Here is a 16,526-nt window from a genome sequence, read left to right on the forward strand (position 1 = left end):
CATGAGCGATCAAAAAGTAGAAGCCAAATACGAATCCATCCTGCTGCGGGTGCTGTGGATGATCGTGTTCGTGCTGGTCTGGCAAGTGGCGCAGTTCATCCTTGGCGCTGTGGTGCTGTTGCAGTTGATCTATCGTTTGATTTATGGCGCGCCGAGCGCCAGCCTGATGAATTTCGGCGACAGTCTCAGCCAGTTTCTGGCGCAGATCGGTCGTTTCGGCAGTTTTCACAGCGACCAGAAACCCTGGCCGTTCGCCGATTGGCCAACGCCGCGTACGCCGGAAGGTGAAGCGCCGCACACCGTGCCGCCAGCCCCGCATCCGGCCCGAGATGAGGAACCCAAGCTATGAAACTCTGGGTATTGCGTCATGGTGAAGCCGTACCACACGGCTCCCGTCCCCACGATTCCGAGCGGGAGCTGACGGAGCACGGTCGAAAAGAAGTGCTGAGCAGCGCCGCAAAGTTGATCGGACAACCGCTGACGGCCATCTATGCCAGCCCGTACCTGCGGGCACAGCAAACGGCGCAGCTGGTGCGCGAAGCGTTGGGTTTCGAGCCGGAAATCCGCACCGTCGAATGGCTCACTCCGGACACCGATCCGGACAAGGTGGCCGAGCAGATGGTCGCGGTGAGCGATGTGCTGCTGGTCAGTCACAACCCGCTGGTGGGGAATCTTCTGAGCTACCTGCAACATGGCGCCGGCCATCCGCCGGAGCGGGTCAGTACCGCCGGACTGGCGGAGCTCAAAGGTGATGAACTGCTGGTCGGGTCAATGAAGCTCGACAGCATCAAGCATCCATAAAAGCAAAGATCGCAGCCTTCGGCAGCTCCTACAGGGTTCGCATCCACCTGTAGGAGCTGCCAAAGGCTGCGATCTGTTGATCTTATTTTTACTTACAAATAAATAACCAAGCACTTGCTTGGTTGACTACGCTTGCTCCAGAACAAAAATAAGGAGCGAGTCGCATGTCTGCTGCTTTTCGTTTGCCGCTGGACGTCTTCTACGAGCGGGAAGCCCGTCATCCACGCCAGCGCTTTCTGGTCCAGCCCATCGGCGGCGGGGAAGTCGAGACCCTGACCTGGGCCGACGTCGGCCATCAAGCCCGTTGCGCTGCGCATTGGCTGCGTGCGCGGGAATTGCCCCAAGGCAGCCACATCGCCCTCATTTCCAAAAACTGTGCCCACTGGATCATTGCCGATCTGGCGATCTGGATGGCCGGGCATGTCTCCGTGCCGCTCTATCCCAATCTCACCGCCGAATCGGTGGCCCAAGTGCTTGGGCATTCGGAAGCGGCCCTGGTGTTCATCGGCAAACTCGACGACTGGCCGAGCATGTCCCTTGGGGTTAGCGCGGAGTTGCCGACCATCAGCCTGCCGCTGCATCCGCCGGGTACTTTTGATTACAGCTGGGCCGACCTGCAAACGAGTTCGCCGATCCAGGACGATCCGAAACCCGGCGCCGATCAACTGGCGACCATCATCTACACCTCCGGCACCACCGGCATGCCCAAAGGCGTGATGCACAGCTTCGGCAACCTGGGGTTTGCCACCACCCGCGGCACGCAATTGTTTGGCCTCAATGAGTCGGACCGACTGCTGTCGTACCTGCCGCTGTGTCATGTTGCCGAGCGGATGTTCGTCGAACTGGCGTCGATCTACACCGGGCAAACCGTGTTCTTTGCCGAGAGCCTCGATACTTTTTTGACCGACTTGAAACGCGCGCGACCGACTGCTTTGTTTGGCGTACCGCGGATCTGGACCAAATTCCAGATGGGCGTCTACAGCAAGATCCCGGCAAAGCGCCTCGACTTCCTGCTCGGGCTGCCCATCATCGGCAAGCGGGTAGGGCACAAAGTCCTTGCCGGGCTGGGGCTCGACGCTTTGCGCGTGGCGCTGTCCGGCGCCGCACCGGTGCCGCAGACGTTGCTGCTGTGGTATCGCAAGCTCGGTCTGGATGTGCTGGAGGTCTACGGCATGACCGAGAGCTGCGGCTACTCGCACATTTGCCTACCGGGCCAGAACAAACCGGGCTGGATCGGCAAGCCTTGCCCGGAGGTCGAAGTACGGATTGACGAGTCGGGCGAGGTGTTGGTGCGCAGTGGTGCGACCATGCTCGGGTATTTCAAGGAACCGCAGAAAACCGCCGACACCATCACCGAGGACGGCTTCCTGCGCACCGGCGACAAGGGCGAGGAAGACGCCGAGGGCAACCTGCGCCTGACCGGGCGGCTGAAGGAAATCTTCAAGACCAGCAAGGGCAAATACGTCGCCCCGGCACCCATCGAAAATCGCCTGGCGGTGCATTCGCGCATCGAACAGGTGTGCGTGGTCGGCGATGGTTTGCTTGCGCCGCTGGGCCTGTGCGTACTCTCGGCGGTCGGGCAACAGGAGGCGCGTGCAGGATTGCATTCGAGCCTGGAAAAACTGCTCGAAGAGGTCAACGGCGCCCTCGATAAACACGAACGCTTGCGCCGTCTGGTGGTGGTCAAGGACAGCTGGGCGGTGGAAAACGGTTTCCTCACGCCGACCCTGAAGATCAAGCGCAATGTGATCGAAGCCGCCTACGGTGCCCGCTTCGAAGAATGGAGCGAGCGCAGCGAGGCGGTGCTGTGGCAGGATTGAGTCACGAATAAAACCAACAAGGAATATTTGCGATGAGTCTGTGGCGCACCACTCCCAACATTGAACAGTTGAACGCGATCCAGAAAAACACCATCGGCGAAGTGCTGGATATTCGCTTCGAAGCCTTTGATGAAGAGTCGCTGACCGCGAGCATGGTCATCGACCATCGCACCCATCAGCCGTACGGTTTGCTGCACGGCGGTGCCTCGGTGGTGCTGGCGGAAAGCGTCGGCTCCATGGCCAGTTACCTGTGCATCGACGCCAGCAAATTTTACTGCGTGGGCCTGGAAATCAACGCCAACCATTTGCGCGGCCTGCGCAGCGGGCGGGTGACGGCGGTGGCCAGACCGATTCACATCGGCCGCACGACCCACGTCTGGGACATTCGCTTGACCAGCGATGAAGGCAAGGCCAGTTGCGTGTCGCGGTTGACCATGGCAGTGGTGCCGCTGGGTGAGAACCCGCCGGCGCGTTGAATGAAGTTTCACGGCAAATGAATTCCCCCGTGGCGAGGGAGCTTGCTCCCGCTGGGTCGCGAAGCGGCCCACAACCAGAACCGACGGATTGACGACTGCTGCGCAGTCGGACGCGAGCGAGCTCGCTCGCCACAGGTGCAGTGGTCCATGGACATGGCCGGACTGTCATCATTCCTGTCAGTTACGGTCATTGCTCAAGAACGCGGTCTTGCGGACAATCGGGCTTTGTTTTCGTTGATGGATCACCGGTATGTCGCAACAGATATTTTTCGCCCACGCCAACGGGTTTCCTTCGGGCACCTACGGCAAGTTGTTCGCGGCGCTGGCGCCCGAGTATCAGGTGACGCATCTGGAGCAGCACGCCCATGACCCGCGTTTCCCGGCGGACGACAATTGGTACAACCTGGTGGATGAGCTGATCCATCACCTCGAACAACAGCCGGAACCGGTGTGGGGCGTCGGCCATTCGTTCGGCGGCGTATTGCACCTGCACGCGGCGTTGCGATGCCCCGAGCTGTATCGCGGGGTGGTAATGCTCGATTCGCCGGTGCTGACCCGGACCGATCAGTGGGTCATCCGTGCGGCCAAGCGTTTCGGTTTCATTGATCGCCTGACCCCGGCTGGTCGCACATTGGGGCGACGGGAAGAATTCGCCGACCTCGACAGCGCCCGCCGCTATTTCGCTGGCAAAACCCTGTTTCGCAGCTTCGATCCAGAGTGCTTCGACGCCTACCTGCAACATGGTTTGCACAAGGTCGGCGACAAGCTGCGCCTGCGTTTCGATCCGGCCACGGAAATCAGCATCTACCGTGGGGTGCCGCACACCAGCCCGGGCCGTACGCGGCAATTGAAGGTGCCACTGGCGGTGGTTCGCGGGCACAAGAGCAAGGTGGTGATGCGGCATCACGCCAGTTCGGTCGGGCGCATGCCGCAAGGCGAGTCCCTGAGCATGCCCGGTGGCCACATGTTTCCCCTCGAACGTCCGCAGGACACCGCCACGCTGCTGAAGAACCTTTTCAGCCGCTGGGACGGTCGCGGCCAACAGGATTGCGCATGAGCAACGTCGTCGAAGAGGTCCGCCTGAGCCTGCCGCACATTGAGCTGGCGGCGCACCTGTTCGGCCCCGAAGACGGTTTACCGGTGATCGCCCTGCATGGCTGGCTGGACAACGCCAACAGCTTTGCCCGACTCGCGCCGAAGCTTAAAGGCTTGCGCATCATCGCCCTGGACATGGCCGGCCACGGTCACTCCGGGCATCGCCCGGCCGGTGCCGGTTACGCCATGTGGGACTACGCCCACGATGTGCTGCAAGTCGCCGAGCAGCTTGGGTTGAAGCGCTTTGCCCTGTTGGGGCACTCAATGGGCGCGATTGCTTCGTTGATCATCGCCGGGTCGCTGCCGGAGCGGGTGACCCATCTGGCGTTGATCGACGGCGTCATTCCTCCTACAGACAAAGGCGAAAATGCTGCCGAGCGCATGGGCATGGCCCTGCAAGCGCAGCTGGATCTGCGGGAAAAACGCAAACCGGTCTACCACACCCTCGATCGCGCCATCGAAGCGCGCATGAAAGGTATGGTGGCGGTCAGTCGCGAAGCGGCCGAACTGCTGGCTCAGCGTGGCTTGATGCCGGTGCCGGGCGGCTACACCTGGCGCACCGACAGCCGCCTCACGCTGCCGTCGCCGCTGCGTCTTACCACCGAACAGGCCATGGCCTTCGTCCAGCGCATCAGTTGTCCTGCAAAACTGGTGGTGGCTGCCGACGGCATGCTTGCCAAGCATCCCGAGCTGCTGGAGCGTCTACCCTTTAGCCGTGAACAGCTGCCGGGTGGCCATCATTTACACCTGAATGACGAGGCCGGTGCCGATCTTGTCGCAGACTGTTTCAATCGGTTCTTCGCCGTTCCTTGACTTGCGCCGGGCAACTGTCGAGGCTGGGCGGGTTGAAATGGGAGACAACCATGATAGATCTCTACACCGCTGCAAGTTACGACCGAAAGGAACACAGGTCCGCGGACTTCCTCAAAATCTACCCCGGGTTGCTGGTTTTCAAACGCACCGATGTCCTCAAGGGTGCCCAGGCCATGCTGATCCGATGAGTGTATCGATGCGTTCCCTCACTCTGCTGGCGCTGTGTACTTTCAGTCCTCTTTTATTTGCCGCCGATGTTCCGGGCAGTCAGGACTTGCCGATCGTGCCGCGCATGGCCGATGCGCAGATCGTCGACTATCGCCCGCCGGTTGAGCTTGAGCGGATCTACCCGCTCGGTTCGATCCGCAAGATCAGCGGCCAGTTGCGCTTCGACGGTCAGGTCAGCGCCCGCGGCAACGCCACCTCGGTGACCTACGAATTGCCCCCGGAGCATTCTGCAACCGATGCATTCACCGCCGCCCGCGAAGCCCTGCAGAAGCAGGACGCGCAGCTGCTGTTCTGGTGCCAGGCCCGTGATTGCGGTGAAAGCAGCCTGTGGGCCAACGAGGTGTTCGGTAACGCCAAGTTGTATGGCTCCGACAATGAGCAGGCGTATTTGCTATTGCGCCTCGCTGCACCCCGCGACAACACGTTGGTAGCGCTGTACAGCATCACGCGCGGCAATCGCAAAGCCTATCTGCACGTCGAACAGTTCGAAGCCAGCGCACCGCTGGGCGATTTGTTGCCGACCTCCGCAACCTTGCTGCGCGAGCTCAAAAGCACCGGCGAACTCGATTTCCCCAAACTGACCGATGCACCGGATGACACCTGGCTGCGCTTGATCTCCCGTGGCCTGAACCTGGACGCAACCTTGCGGGTCAGTATTTCCGGGGCCAATGCCGAAGCCTGGCGTCAGGCGTTGATCGGGCAGGGCGTGCGCGCCGCTCGCATGGAAGCCGGCAGCGCCGAAGGCTCTGGCCTGCATTTCCAGCTGCTGCGATAAGCTGTATCAGGTGAACGCGTTCTGCGCGTTCGCCTATTCTTTTGCGAACTGACTATTTTTGAGACTGGGATGATCAATAACGATCGGCTGTTGGTGCAGATCCTGCTCCTGGTGCTGTTTGGCGCGAGCTTCTGGGTGATGGCGCCGTTCTGGTCTGCATTGTTCTGGGGGGCGGTACTGGCGTTTGCCAGTTGGCCGTTGATGCGTCTGCTGACCCGTTGGCTCAATGGCCGCGAGTCGCTGGCGGCAGCGTTGCTGACCGTGGGCTGGATGTTGCTGGTGGCGGTGCCGTTAGTGTGGCTGGGATTCAACCTGGCGGACCATGTGCGGGATGCCGTGGCATTCATCAAGGATGTGCAGGTCGATGGCTTGCCGGAAGCGCCGACCTGGCTGGGCAATATTCCCTTCGTGGGCGGGCGTCTGTTGGGCATCTGGGACAGCATCGACCAGCAGGGCGCGGCGATGATGGTGTCGCTCAAACCTTACCTGGGGCAGGTGGGTAACTGGTTGCTGGCGCGCAGTGCGCAGATCGGCGGCGGCATTCTCGAACTGACCCTGAGCATTGTCTTCGTGTTCTTTTTCTACCGCGACGGGCCTCGCCTGGCGGCATTTGTCCATGGCTTGCTGGAGCGCCTGATCGGCAAGCGGGCCGGGTATTACATCGAACTGGTGGCGGGCACGGTGCAGCGGGTGGTGAACGGGGTGATCGGCACGGCGGCAGCCCAAGCGGTGCTGGCACTGATCGGATTCCTGATTGCCGGGGTACCGGGGGCCTTGGTACTCGGCATCGTGACCTTCCTGCTCAGCCTGATCCCCATGGGCCCGCCGCTGGTATGGATTCCGTCCACCGCGTGGCTGATATGGAAAGGTGATTACGGAATGGCGGTATTCCTCGGGATCTGGGGCACCTTCATCATCAGTGGCGTGGACAACGTGCTCAAGCCGTACCTGATCAGTCGCGGCGGCAACCTGCCGCTGGTGATCGTGTTGCTGGGTGTGTTTGGCGGATTGATCGCGTTCGGCTTCATCGGCCTGTTCATCGGTCCGACGTTACTGGCGGTGGCCTACAGCTTGCTGACCGACTGGAGCAAGAGCCACGCGCGGGCAGAAGATCGCCGCTGATTTCAGGAGAGGTTACTCAGGCGAGGGGAGCACAGACTCGCGTCGATCTGGCGGACGGATGATGGGGACCGTCAGACCAACGCCAGGCTGTAAAGGCGGCTCGGGCTTCCTTGCCCGAGTCGTGTAGCGGGAATCAGAACTTCGCTTCAGCATCCAGTTGCAGGGTGTTGATGTCCGAATCCTTGAGGGTGGCGTTGGTGTAGTCCGAGTTGGCCATGAAGTACGTCGCGCCAAGGGCGAAGTTCTTGTCCAGCTCGTAACTCACTTTCAACTTGCTGCCGCGTGAGCCGGTGAAACCGTTGGCGAAGTCGGAGTCGGTGAAGGCGCCCACTACGGAGTTACGCTGCACATCGCGGTAGTTGTAGTCCACGGCGATGCCATAGAACTTGGTCTTCACGCCGGCCAGCCAGGCAGTGTCCTGATCGTTACTGGCATCCTGGTTGTTGACGTACTGACCGTACAGCGAGAGCGGCATTGGCAGGCCGCCGATGTCGAGTTGACCAAAGCCTTCGTACAGCTTGAACTGTTCGCCCGGGCTGTTGCCGTTGATCGCCAGCTGTCCTGGGATAACGCCGGCAACCGGGGTGATGTCGTCATCATTGTCGTAGCCGTAGACGCTGCCACCCAGGGTCAGTTTCAGGTTGTCGGTGAGGGCGAAGCGCGCGCCCAACTGGCCAGCGTACAGGCGCAGATCGTGCTTGAACTGCACACCGTCGCCGTCGACGTTGTCCTTGAGGGTGTAGTGGCCGGCGCTACCGAACAGTTCGGTGCTGGCACCCAGTGGGTATTTGTAAGACAGCGACAGACCTTCCGGGCTGATGTCGCTATCCCAGATGACGTCGCCCATGTTTACCCATTGCTGTGGCATCTTGCCGCCAACGATGTGCAGGTACTTGATGGCATCGGGGTGGTAGTCGACGTAACCCTGGTCCAGCCAGATCTGCTTCTTGTCGAAGTAGTTGTCCAGACTCTGGTTGGTGGAGCGGGGGTCGTCGTTGTTGCCGGTGGCGATACGGATGCCGGTGTCGACTTGCGGGTTGATTTCGCTGTAGGCACCCAGGCGGGCGCGAATGCGCTGACGATCCTGGTCTTTATTGTTGGAAACGCCATCGTTATGGACGGTTTCCTGACGGAAACGCACATCACCCTTGAATTGGGTCTTGGCAGCCCACGCCAGTTTCTGGTCGAAGGTGCTCAGTTCATTGGTTTTCTTCGCAGTGGCTGCGATCTGCTCGTTGGTCTCTTGTTGAGCCTGACGGGCGATTTGCTGGTCTTTCTGATCCCTGGCCAGCTCGGCTTGCAGTTCGGCGTACTGCGCGTTGGTAATCGAGCCGTTAGCTTTAAGCATGTCGAGCAGTTTGGCGTCGACTGCGGCGCTGGCAGGAACACTCATGGCCAGCAGCAAGCCACCGCAAAGGGCTGCCGCAGTTTTCGTGGAAGCAAGACGCATATCAATCTCCGAAGATGAGAGTGGATGACTGAGCCATCCAGGACACAACCGACCGTTGAAAGGACGGAAAACAGTGGCCGGCCTTATAGCCCGGCGCTCTAAAAACAGGCGCCAGTATCGCGATGGTTTATTACAGTGCAGTGGCAATGTGATGGCATGTCGATGACGATACATATTCGTCGCGAACGGTTGATCTAGAGCGCTGTCATCGGATTTTTCATGTGCAATGCATGGCGATAGGCGATACTCGCGGGGCTTTCACGCCATGAATGAGTGAGGATGGTGATGCCGTTGCAACGTCTGCAAAGTCTGTCGGAAATCTCCCCGCAAAAGTGGGACGCCTTGGTGCCCAAGACTCAGCCATTTCTGAGTCACGGGTTTCTGGGGGCGCTGGAAGACAGCGGCAGCGTCGGCCCCCATTCCGGCTGGCAACCCGAGCATTTGCTGCACGTTGAAGGCGACCGGCTGATCGCCGCATTGCCCAGTTACCGCAAATGGCATTCCTACGGCGAGTACGTGTTCGATCACGCCTGGGCTGACGCCTGCGAACGAGCCGGCATTGATTACTACCCCAAGTTATTGACCGCGGTACCGTTCAGCCCGGTCAGCGGACCGCGTTTGTTGGCGGCGAACGTGGAGGACGGGTTCGAGTTGTTGAACAGCCTACCGGGCTATCTCGAGATCGAACAACTCTCCAGCGCCCACATCAATTTCACTGATCCATTCACCGACGCCGCGTTGGCCGAGCAGCCCGGCTGGTTGCAACGCATCGGCTGTCAGTACCACTGGCAGAACCGCGGCTATCGTGACTTTCAAGACTTTCTCGATGCCCTGAGCTCGCGCAAACGCAAGCAGATGCGCAAGGAGCGCGAACAGGTGGCGGGGCAGGGGATCGATTTTGAATGGCTTGAAGGCCGGGAATTAACCGAGTCGCTGTGGGATTTTGTCTACGCCTGCTACGCCAACACCTACGCGGTGCGTCGGCAACGACCCTATCTGACGCGAGCATTTTTCAGCCTGTTGGCCGAGCGCATGCCGCAGTCCATTCGCGTGGTGCTGGCCAAGCAAGGTTCACGACCGGTGGCAATGGCGTTCAGCCTGGTTGGGGGCGACAGTTTTTACGGGCGTTACTGGGGTTGTCTGGCGGAGTTCGATCGCCTGCACTTCGAGACGTGTTTCTATCAAGGCATGGACTACGCCATTGCCAATGGCTTTCAGCGTTTTGATGCTGGCGCCCAGGGTGAGCACAAGCTGATTCGCGGGTTCGAGCCAGTCATCACACATTCCTGGCACTACTTGCGCCATCCGGGTTTGAAAGCGGCCGTGAAGGATTTTTTGCAACAAGAGCGGATCGGCGTATTGGCCTACGCAGACGAGGCGAAGACTGCCTTGCCTTATCGGCAAGGCTAATCCTCAGGGGGTCAGATCTCTTCTTTGCCCAGCCAGCGATACAGCACACCTCCGACTACCGCGCCGATTAGCGGCGCGACCCAGAACATCCACAATTGCTGGATCGCCCAACCACCCACGATCAGCGCCGGGCCGGTGCTGCGTGCCGGGTTGACCGAGGTATTGGTGACCGGAATCGAGATCAGGTGGATCAGGGTCAATGCCAGGCCGATGGCGATTGGCGCAAGCCCTGCTGGTGCACGTTTGTCGGTGGCGCCGAGGATGATCAGGATGAACATGGCGGTCATCACCAGCTCACAAACAAACCCCGCCGCCATCGAATAGCCGCCAGGCGAGTGTTCGCCGTAGCCGTTGGACGCCAGGCCCGACGCCAGTTCAAAACCAGGTTTGCCACTGGCAATGAAGTACAGCAGACCGGCTGCAATCACCCCGCCAATGACCTGGGCGATGATGTAGGCCGGCAGTTCGCTGGCCGGAAACCGTCCGCCGACCACCAGCCCCAGCGATACCGCCGGATTGAGGTGACAACCGGATATGTGGCCAATGGCGAACGCCATGGTCAGCACCGTCAAGCCAAACGCCAGGGATACCCCCAGCAAACCGATTCCGACATCCGGAAACGCAGCGGCCAGCACCGCACTGCCGCAACCACCCAACACCAGCCAGAAGGTGCCTACCAACTCAGTAGCCGAACGTTTGAACAGAGACATGAGAGAGTGTCCTTTCGAGATTTTGCTGCCTTGTGCATCCAGCAGATGGACTGCAGAACCACCTCCAGAACCTTGGGTGAGTACAGCACTGTTTTTCTAAAGTTCCAGTGGACATAAAAAAACCGCCAGCGCCCGTGGTAGTGGGCGTGGCGGTTTTTTACCGGGTTGAAGGCTTAATCGATTCCGACAAACCCACCCGTCTGGTGCGCCCATAACCGCGCGTACAAACCGCCGTGGGCCAACAATTCTGCGTGGCTGCCGGTCTCGGCGATCTTGCCGTTCTCCAGCACCACCAAGCGGTCCATCCGGGCGATGGTCGAGAGCCGGTGGGCGATGGCGATCACGGTTTTGCCCTGCATCAGGGTTTCGAGGCTTTCCTGGATGGCCGCTTCGACCTCCGAATCCAGTGCCGACGTGGCCTCGTCCATGATCAGGATCGGCGCGTCCTTGAGCAGCACGCGGGCGATGGCGATGCGCTGGCGTTGACCGCCGGAGAGCTTCACGCCGCGCTCACCGACGTGGGCATCGAAACCGATGCGGCCTTCGGCGTCCGACAACGAGGGGATGAACCCGTCGGCCCGGGCCTTGTGCACCGCCTCCCAGAGTTCCGCATCGGTGGCGTCGGGCTTGCCGTAAAGCAGATTGTCGCGGATCGAACGATGCAGCAGGGAAGTGTCCTGGGTGATCATGCCGATACGTTCGCGCAGGCTTTCCTGGCTGACGTCGGCGATGTTCTGGCCATCGATGAGAATCTTCCCGCCTTCCACGTCGTAGAGGCGCAACAGCAGATTCACCAGGGTTGACTTGCCGGCACCGGACGGACCGATCAGGCCGATTTTTTCACCGGGTTTGATGGTCAGGTTGAGGCCTCCGATGATCCCGCTCTGCTTGCCGTAGTGGAAGTCCACGTTGTCGAAACGCACCTCGCCACGGGCAACGGCCAATGGTTTGGCCTGGTCGCGGTCGGTTACGCTGACTGGCTGCGAAATGCTCTGCAAACCGTCCTGAACCATGCCGATGTTTTCGAAGATGCCGGTGACCACCCACATGATCCAGCCGGACATGTTGACGATGCGGATCACCAGCCCGGTGGCCAGGGCGATGGCGCCCACGGTGATCAGCGACTGCGTCCACAGCCACAAGGCCAGGCCTGTGGTGCCGACAATCAGCAAACCGTTCATGCTGGTGATGACCACATCCATGCTGGTGACCACGCGGCCGGCCAGTTGGGCTTTTTCGGTCTGTTCCTTGATCGCTTCGCGGGCGTATTGCTGCTCGAAATTGGTATGGGCGAACAGTTTCAGGGTGGTGATGTTGGTGTAGCCATCGACGATCCGTCCCATAAGTTTCGAGCGCGCATCGGAAGACACGACCGAACGTTCCTTGACCCTTGGCACGAAGAAATACAGGGCGCTGATGAATGCCACTATCCAGGTCAGCAACGGAATCATCAGGCGCCAGTCGGCTTCGGCGAACAGCACCAGCGCACTGATCGCGTAGATCAGCACGTGCCACAAAGCGTCGACCGCTTGCACCGCCGAATCGCGCAACGAGTTGCCGGTTTGCATGATGCGTTGGGCGATGCGCCCGGCGAAGTCGTTCTGGAAAAAATTCAGGCTCTGCTTGAGCACGTAACTGTGGTTTTGCCAGCGGATCAGGCTGGTCATGCTCGGGCTCAGGGTCTGGTGCACCAGCAAGTCATGCAAGCCAACGAACACCGGACGCAGGACCAGCGCAACCACCACCATCCAGGTCAGTTCGAGGCCGTGTTCCTTGAAGAAATCGGCATTGGGCGTGCCTTGGGCCAAGTCGATGATGCGGCTCAGGTAACTGAACAACGCCACTTCGATCAAGGCGCCGAACAGGCCGACAATCAGCAGGGCCGCAAAGCTCGGCCAAACCTGCTTGAGGTAATAGGTATAGAAGGGCAGAACCCGATCCGGCGGAGCGGCTGTCGGGGCGTCGCGAAATATGTCGATCAGTTTTTCAAAACGGCGATAAAGCATCGGTTTTTTGCCCGCGTACGGGCTCTCCTTTTAACGGTTTGAGCGTCGCCGGCTGTACCGGCAACCGCTCGGACGTCCTTGTCCAGCTTAGTCTCAGTCGATGCGCTTGGCCGACTTGATGAACACCGGGTCGGCCGGCACGTCTTTCATGCCACCACGGGTGGTGGTTGGCGAATTGACGATGATGTCGACCACGTCCATGCCTTTGACCACTTTGCCGAACACGGCATAACCGTCACCGCTGTCGAGGAAGTCGTTGTCCTTGACGTTAATGAAGAACTGGCTGGTGGCCGAATGAGGATCAGAAGTGCGCGCCATGGACAAGGTGCCACGAACGTTGACCAGTCCGTTGTTGTGCTCGTTCTTGATCGGGGCCTTGGTTTCTTTCTGCGACATTTGTTGGGTGAAACCGCCGCCCTGGACCATGAAGCCCGGAATCACACGGTGGAAAATCGTGTTGTTGTAGAAGCCGCTGTCGACGTACTCAAGGAAGTTCTTGGTACTGATCGGCGCCTTGACCGGGTCCAGCTCGATTTCGATCTGGCCGTTGGTGGTTTCCAGCAGAACATGCGGCGCCTTGGCAGGCGTTGCCGCCATCAGGTTGGCGGCAAACAGAACGGAGCCAGCAGCGAGGGCGATTTTTTTCAGCATGGGTCAGTGATCCTGAGTGTGGTGGTGTCGACTGCGGTGAGAAATTCGAGCAGCGTCTGGTTGAAGTGTTCGGGCTGGTCCAGCGGGGTAGCGTGACGCGAATCGGCGATCACTACCAGCCGCGCGTCGGGCAGCAGTTTTACGTAGTTCTCCTTCAGCGCGACCGGCGTGTAGTCACGGTCGGCGCTGACGATGAGGGTTGGACAGGACACCTTCGACAGTCGTTCCTGAACACCCCAACCCACAATGGCATCGAAGCTGGCGAGATAAGCATGTTTGTCGTTTTTTGCCCAGCGTTCGGCCATCTTTTGTCGCAAATCTGCCTGCTCGGGCTTGGGGAACAACTTGCCGCCCAAGGCCTTGCCGATGGTCCGTAGACTCAAGACTCGCATCAGGCTCCAGCGTTTAAACCACTGCCAATAGTCGTCGCGGCTGCGCAATTTGACCTCGGGCGCGCTGTTGACGATGCACAGGCTTTTGAGCAGTTGCGGCTGATCCACAGCCAGTTGGAAGCCGATCATGCCGCCCATGGAAAGCCCGACATAATGTGTCGGGCCGAGGTTCAAATGCTCGATCAGCGCCACCAGGTCGGCGCTGAATCCCGCGATGCTGTAGCGCTCGCGGGGTTTGTCGGAGCGACCATGGCCGCGCACGTCCGGGACGATCACCCGGTAGCGGGCGGCGAGTGCGGGGATCTGTTTTTCCCAGTCCAGGGTGCTGGACCCTAGTCCGTGGACCAGCAGCAACGGCGTGCCGTGGCCGTATTCCTCATAGTGCAGGTTGCAACCATCGTGTTCGAAATAGGCCATGCGTTACCTCCATGTCAGGCTTGTTCAGGGGCGGCGAACGGTGCGTCCAGTGGTGCGGTGTCGAACGTGCGCAGCAGCTCGATCAGAATCTGCGTTGCCGGGCCGAGCGGTTTGTCCTTGTTCGAATACAGGTAAAAGCTCGGATTACGACTGCCGCCCTGGTCCAACGGTAGCAGCTTGAGCGTGCCTTCCTTGAGTTCCCGTTCGATCATGTGCCTTGGCAGCCAGGCAAACCCCAGGCCGCTGCTGACGAAAGTCGCGGCGGTGGCCAGGCTACCGACGGTCCAGCGTTGTTCGGCGCCGAGCCAGCCGACGTCCCGTGGTTGCTGGCGACCAGAGTCGCGGATCACCACTTGCATCTGGCTTTCCAGATCCTGAAAGTTAAGCTCGCGGTTCAGTCGATGCAACGGATGATCGGGGTGGGCGACCGCAACGAATTCAACGTCGCTCAGTTCTGCGCCCAGGTAACCGGGAATGCTGAATCCGGTAATCGCCAGGTCGGCCACGCCTTCGAGCAGCACTTCCTCTACCCCCGACAACACCTCTTCGCGCAACCGCACCCGGCAGCCACGGCTTTGTGGCATGAACGCGGTCAAGGCGCGGACGAGGCGGGCGCTCGGGTAAGCGGCATCGACCACCAATCGCACTTCGGCTTCCCAACCTTGTTCCATGTGGTGGGCCAGGTCTTCCAGCTGACTGGCCTGTTTCACCAGTTGCCGGGAACGGCGCAACAGCACGCCACCGGCTTCAGTGAGCACCGCTTTGCGGCCATCGATGCGCAGCAATGGCACGCCGAGTTGGTCCTGCATGCGCGCCACGGTGTAGCTGACGGACGATTGCGAGCGGTGCAGCGCTTCGGCGGCCTGGGCGAAACCACCGTGATCGACCACGGCCTGCAACGTTCGCCATTGATCAAGGGTCACGCGGGGCGCTTTCATGTTGAGCTCCTCTTGTCCTAAGCTGCGCAGTCCTTTTTGGAGACTGCTGAATGAAAAAATTCTATTTTGTGTTACTGGCGCTGCTGCCTCTGACGGCGATGGCGTACCCGATCGATGTAAAAAAAGACCTCAACGGCCTGAAGATCGATTACGAAACCTTCGACACCGATAACGATATCGGCTCCATTCGAGTGGCCAACTATGGCGATGTCGATGCGAGCTGCAAGGCGGTTTTCAGCAATGGCCCCGAAGCACCACGAACCCGAAAGATCGATGTACCGGCCGGCAAATACAAAAACGCCACCGCCAAATTCAGCCGCAACATCATCAAGCTGCGTATCGAGCTGAGCTGCACCCCGAAATAAAATCAAACGGAGCAAACCTGACGGCCATGCTCCGCTTATAAACGAATTAATTGATCGGTTATAGCAGTTATTTGCGCTTTTTCATCGATACAGCTCTGTTTAACCTTCACTCCATCGACTTACAGCATTCTCAGATGGAGGCTACATCCCATGTCCCGCGTTCTGATCATCGAAAGCAGTGCCCGTCAGCAAGACTCGGTTTCCCGTCAACTGACCCAGACCTTCATCAGCCAATGGCAAGCTGCACACCCGAACGACCAGATCACCGTTCGTGACCTGGCCGTCAACCCGGTGCCGCATCTGGACATCAACCTGCTGGGTGGCTGGATGAAGCCTGCTGAACAGCGCAGCGACATCGAACAGATTTCCCTGGAGCGCTCTAACCAACTGACCGACGAATTGCTCGCCGCCGACGTGTTGGTCATGGCTGCACCGATGTACAACTTCGCCATCCCGAGCACCCTCAAAGCCTGGCTCGACCACGTGCTGCGTGCCGGCGTGACCTTCAAGTACACCGAAACCGGTCCGCAAGGTTTGCTCAGCGGCAAGCGTGCTTACGTGTTGACGGCTCGCGGCGGAATCTACGCCGGTAGCACTGCGGATCACCAGGAACCCTACCTGCGTCAGGTCATGGGTTTCATTGGCATCCACGACGTGACGTTCATTCACGCCGAAGGCATGAACCTGGGTGGCGACTTCCAGGAGAAAGGCCTGAACCAGGCGAACGCCAAGCTGGCCCAAGTGGCCTAACCCGTTAATCGCCAGATAATCGCTCGATGGTCTAGTGACCTGGCGCAACCCTTAAAGCCTGTACGCGCATCGACCTCCCTTTGCACTTGTTGCTCCTGAGTGCTGCCGCCCGATTGAACGCTTTAGCGAGATCGGGCTTTTTTTTGCCTGCGTTTTGGTTGGTTCGCGCATACCTCTGTAGGAGCCGGCTTGCTGGCGATAGCGGTTCATCAGCAAACATCATTGTTGAATGAGACAACGCCATCGCCAGCAAGCCGGCTCCTACAAGGTGCGATCACCGGCAAAACCCGCTATCTTCGCCGCCATT

General features: G+C 59.7%; 17 protein-coding genes and 1 pseudogene. 12 read left to right on the forward strand and 6 right to left on the reverse strand.

Annotated elements, in window-relative coordinates:
- The first annotated feature begins 1 nt into the window (after position 1).
- From NL64_RS00275 to NL64_RS00310, 9 genes are all read left to right on the forward strand, one after another.
- Complete coding sequence (locus NL64_RS00275) at positions 2 to 349, forward strand: DUF4389 domain-containing protein (protein ID WP_034146171.1); 348 nt, start codon at positions 2 to 4, stop codon at positions 347 to 349.
- Positions 346 to 801: a phosphohistidine phosphatase SixA gene (gene sixA, locus NL64_RS00280; RefSeq protein ID WP_034146172.1), complete on the forward strand. Its 456-nt coding sequence runs from the start codon at positions 346 to 348 to the stop codon at positions 799 to 801. The genes NL64_RS00275 and sixA overlap by 4 nt, the downstream gene beginning before the upstream one ends.
- 164 nt (positions 802 to 965) lie before the next feature.
- Positions 966 to 2,621: an AMP-binding protein gene (locus NL64_RS00285; RefSeq protein WP_034146173.1), complete on the forward strand. Its 1,656-nt coding sequence runs from the start codon at positions 966 to 968 to the stop codon at positions 2,619 to 2,621.
- Between the two features lie 32 nt (positions 2,622 to 2,653).
- The gene (locus NL64_RS00290) at positions 2,654 to 3,097 is read left to right on the forward strand and encodes a hotdog fold thioesterase (RefSeq protein WP_034146174.1); all 444 of its coding nucleotides are present in this window, start codon (positions 2,654 to 2,656) and stop codon (positions 3,095 to 3,097) included.
- 250 nt (positions 3,098 to 3,347) lie between these two features.
- A complete protein-coding gene (locus NL64_RS00295) occupies positions 3,348 to 4,154 on the forward strand; it encodes an alpha/beta fold hydrolase (protein WP_034146175.1) in 807 nt (268 codons plus the stop codon).
- Positions 4,151 to 5,005, forward strand: a complete 855-nt coding sequence (locus NL64_RS00300) for an alpha/beta hydrolase (protein ID WP_034146176.1) — start codon at positions 4,151 to 4,153, stop codon at positions 5,003 to 5,005. The genes NL64_RS00295 and NL64_RS00300 overlap by 4 nt, the downstream gene beginning before the upstream one ends.
- A gap of 50 nt (positions 5,006 to 5,055) precedes the next feature.
- On the forward strand, positions 5,056 to 5,193 hold the full coding sequence (locus tag NL64_RS29975) for a hypothetical protein (RefSeq protein WP_155292697.1): 138 nt from the start codon (positions 5,056 to 5,058) through the stop codon (positions 5,191 to 5,193).
- Positions 5,194 to 5,201: 8 nt separating this feature from the next.
- The gene (locus tag NL64_RS00305) at positions 5,202 to 6,008 is read left to right on the forward strand and encodes a DUF4892 domain-containing protein (protein ID WP_034146177.1); all 807 of its coding nucleotides are present in this window, start codon (positions 5,202 to 5,204) and stop codon (positions 6,006 to 6,008) included.
- Between the two features lie 69 nt (positions 6,009 to 6,077).
- Positions 6,078 to 7,130, forward strand: a complete 1,053-nt coding sequence (locus NL64_RS00310; RefSeq protein WP_034146178.1) for an AI-2E family transporter — start codon at positions 6,078 to 6,080, stop codon at positions 7,128 to 7,130.
- 133 nt (positions 7,131 to 7,263) lie between these two features.
- On the opposite strand, the gene NL64_RS00315 is transcribed toward NL64_RS00310, so the two are convergent.
- Positions 7,264 to 8,580: a putative porin gene (locus NL64_RS00315; RefSeq protein ID WP_034146179.1), complete on the reverse strand. Its 1,317-nt coding sequence runs from the start codon at positions 8,578 to 8,580 to the stop codon at positions 7,264 to 7,266.
- A gap of 285 nt (positions 8,581 to 8,865) precedes the next feature.
- Between NL64_RS00315 and NL64_RS00320 the strand changes: the two genes are divergently transcribed.
- Positions 8,866 to 9,990, forward strand: coding sequence for a GNAT family N-acetyltransferase (locus tag NL64_RS00320; protein WP_034146401.1), 1,125 nt, complete (start codon positions 8,866 to 8,868; stop codon positions 9,988 to 9,990).
- 11 nt (positions 9,991 to 10,001) lie between these two features.
- Here NL64_RS00320 and aqpZ read toward each other — a convergent pair whose 3' ends face one another.
- From aqpZ to NL64_RS00345, 5 genes and pseudogenes are all read right to left on the reverse strand, one after another.
- The gene (gene aqpZ, locus NL64_RS00325) at positions 10,002 to 10,700 is read right to left on the reverse strand and encodes an aquaporin Z (protein WP_034146180.1); all 699 of its coding nucleotides are present in this window, start codon (positions 10,698 to 10,700) and stop codon (positions 10,002 to 10,004) included.
- Positions 10,701 to 10,873: 173 nt separating this feature from the next.
- Entirely contained in the window at positions 10,874 to 12,706 is a 1,833-nt protein-coding gene (locus NL64_RS00330; RefSeq protein ID WP_034146181.1) for an ABC transporter ATP-binding protein, read from the reverse strand.
- Positions 12,707 to 12,799: 93 nt separating this feature from the next.
- The gene (locus NL64_RS00335) at positions 12,800 to 13,357 is read right to left on the reverse strand and encodes a peptidylprolyl isomerase (protein ID WP_034146182.1); all 558 of its coding nucleotides are present in this window, start codon (positions 13,355 to 13,357) and stop codon (positions 12,800 to 12,802) included.
- A gap of 3 nt (positions 13,358 to 13,360) precedes the next feature.
- Positions 13,361 to 14,166, reverse strand: a pseudogene (locus NL64_RS00340) (alpha/beta fold hydrolase).
- A 14-nt stretch (positions 14,167 to 14,180) separates the two neighbouring features.
- Positions 14,181 to 15,104: a LysR family transcriptional regulator gene (locus NL64_RS00345; RefSeq protein WP_034146184.1), complete on the reverse strand. Its 924-nt coding sequence runs from the start codon at positions 15,102 to 15,104 to the stop codon at positions 14,181 to 14,183.
- 50 nt (positions 15,105 to 15,154) lie between these two features.
- Here NL64_RS00345 and NL64_RS00350 point away from each other — a divergent pair, with 50 nt between their 5' ends.
- On the forward strand, positions 15,155 to 15,469 hold the full coding sequence (locus tag NL64_RS00350) for a hypothetical protein (protein WP_034146185.1): 315 nt from the start codon (positions 15,155 to 15,157) through the stop codon (positions 15,467 to 15,469).
- Positions 15,470 to 15,619: 150 nt separating this feature from the next.
- A complete protein-coding gene (locus NL64_RS00355; protein WP_034146186.1) occupies positions 15,620 to 16,219 on the forward strand; it encodes an FMN-dependent NADH-azoreductase in 600 nt (199 codons plus the stop codon).
- Positions 16,220 to 16,526 lie beyond the last annotated feature (307 nt).

The sequence above is a fragment of the Pseudomonas fluorescens genome (assembly GCF_000802965.1).
In the GTDB taxonomy this organism is placed as follows: domain Bacteria; phylum Pseudomonadota; class Gammaproteobacteria; order Pseudomonadales; family Pseudomonadaceae; genus Aquipseudomonas; species Aquipseudomonas fluorescens_A.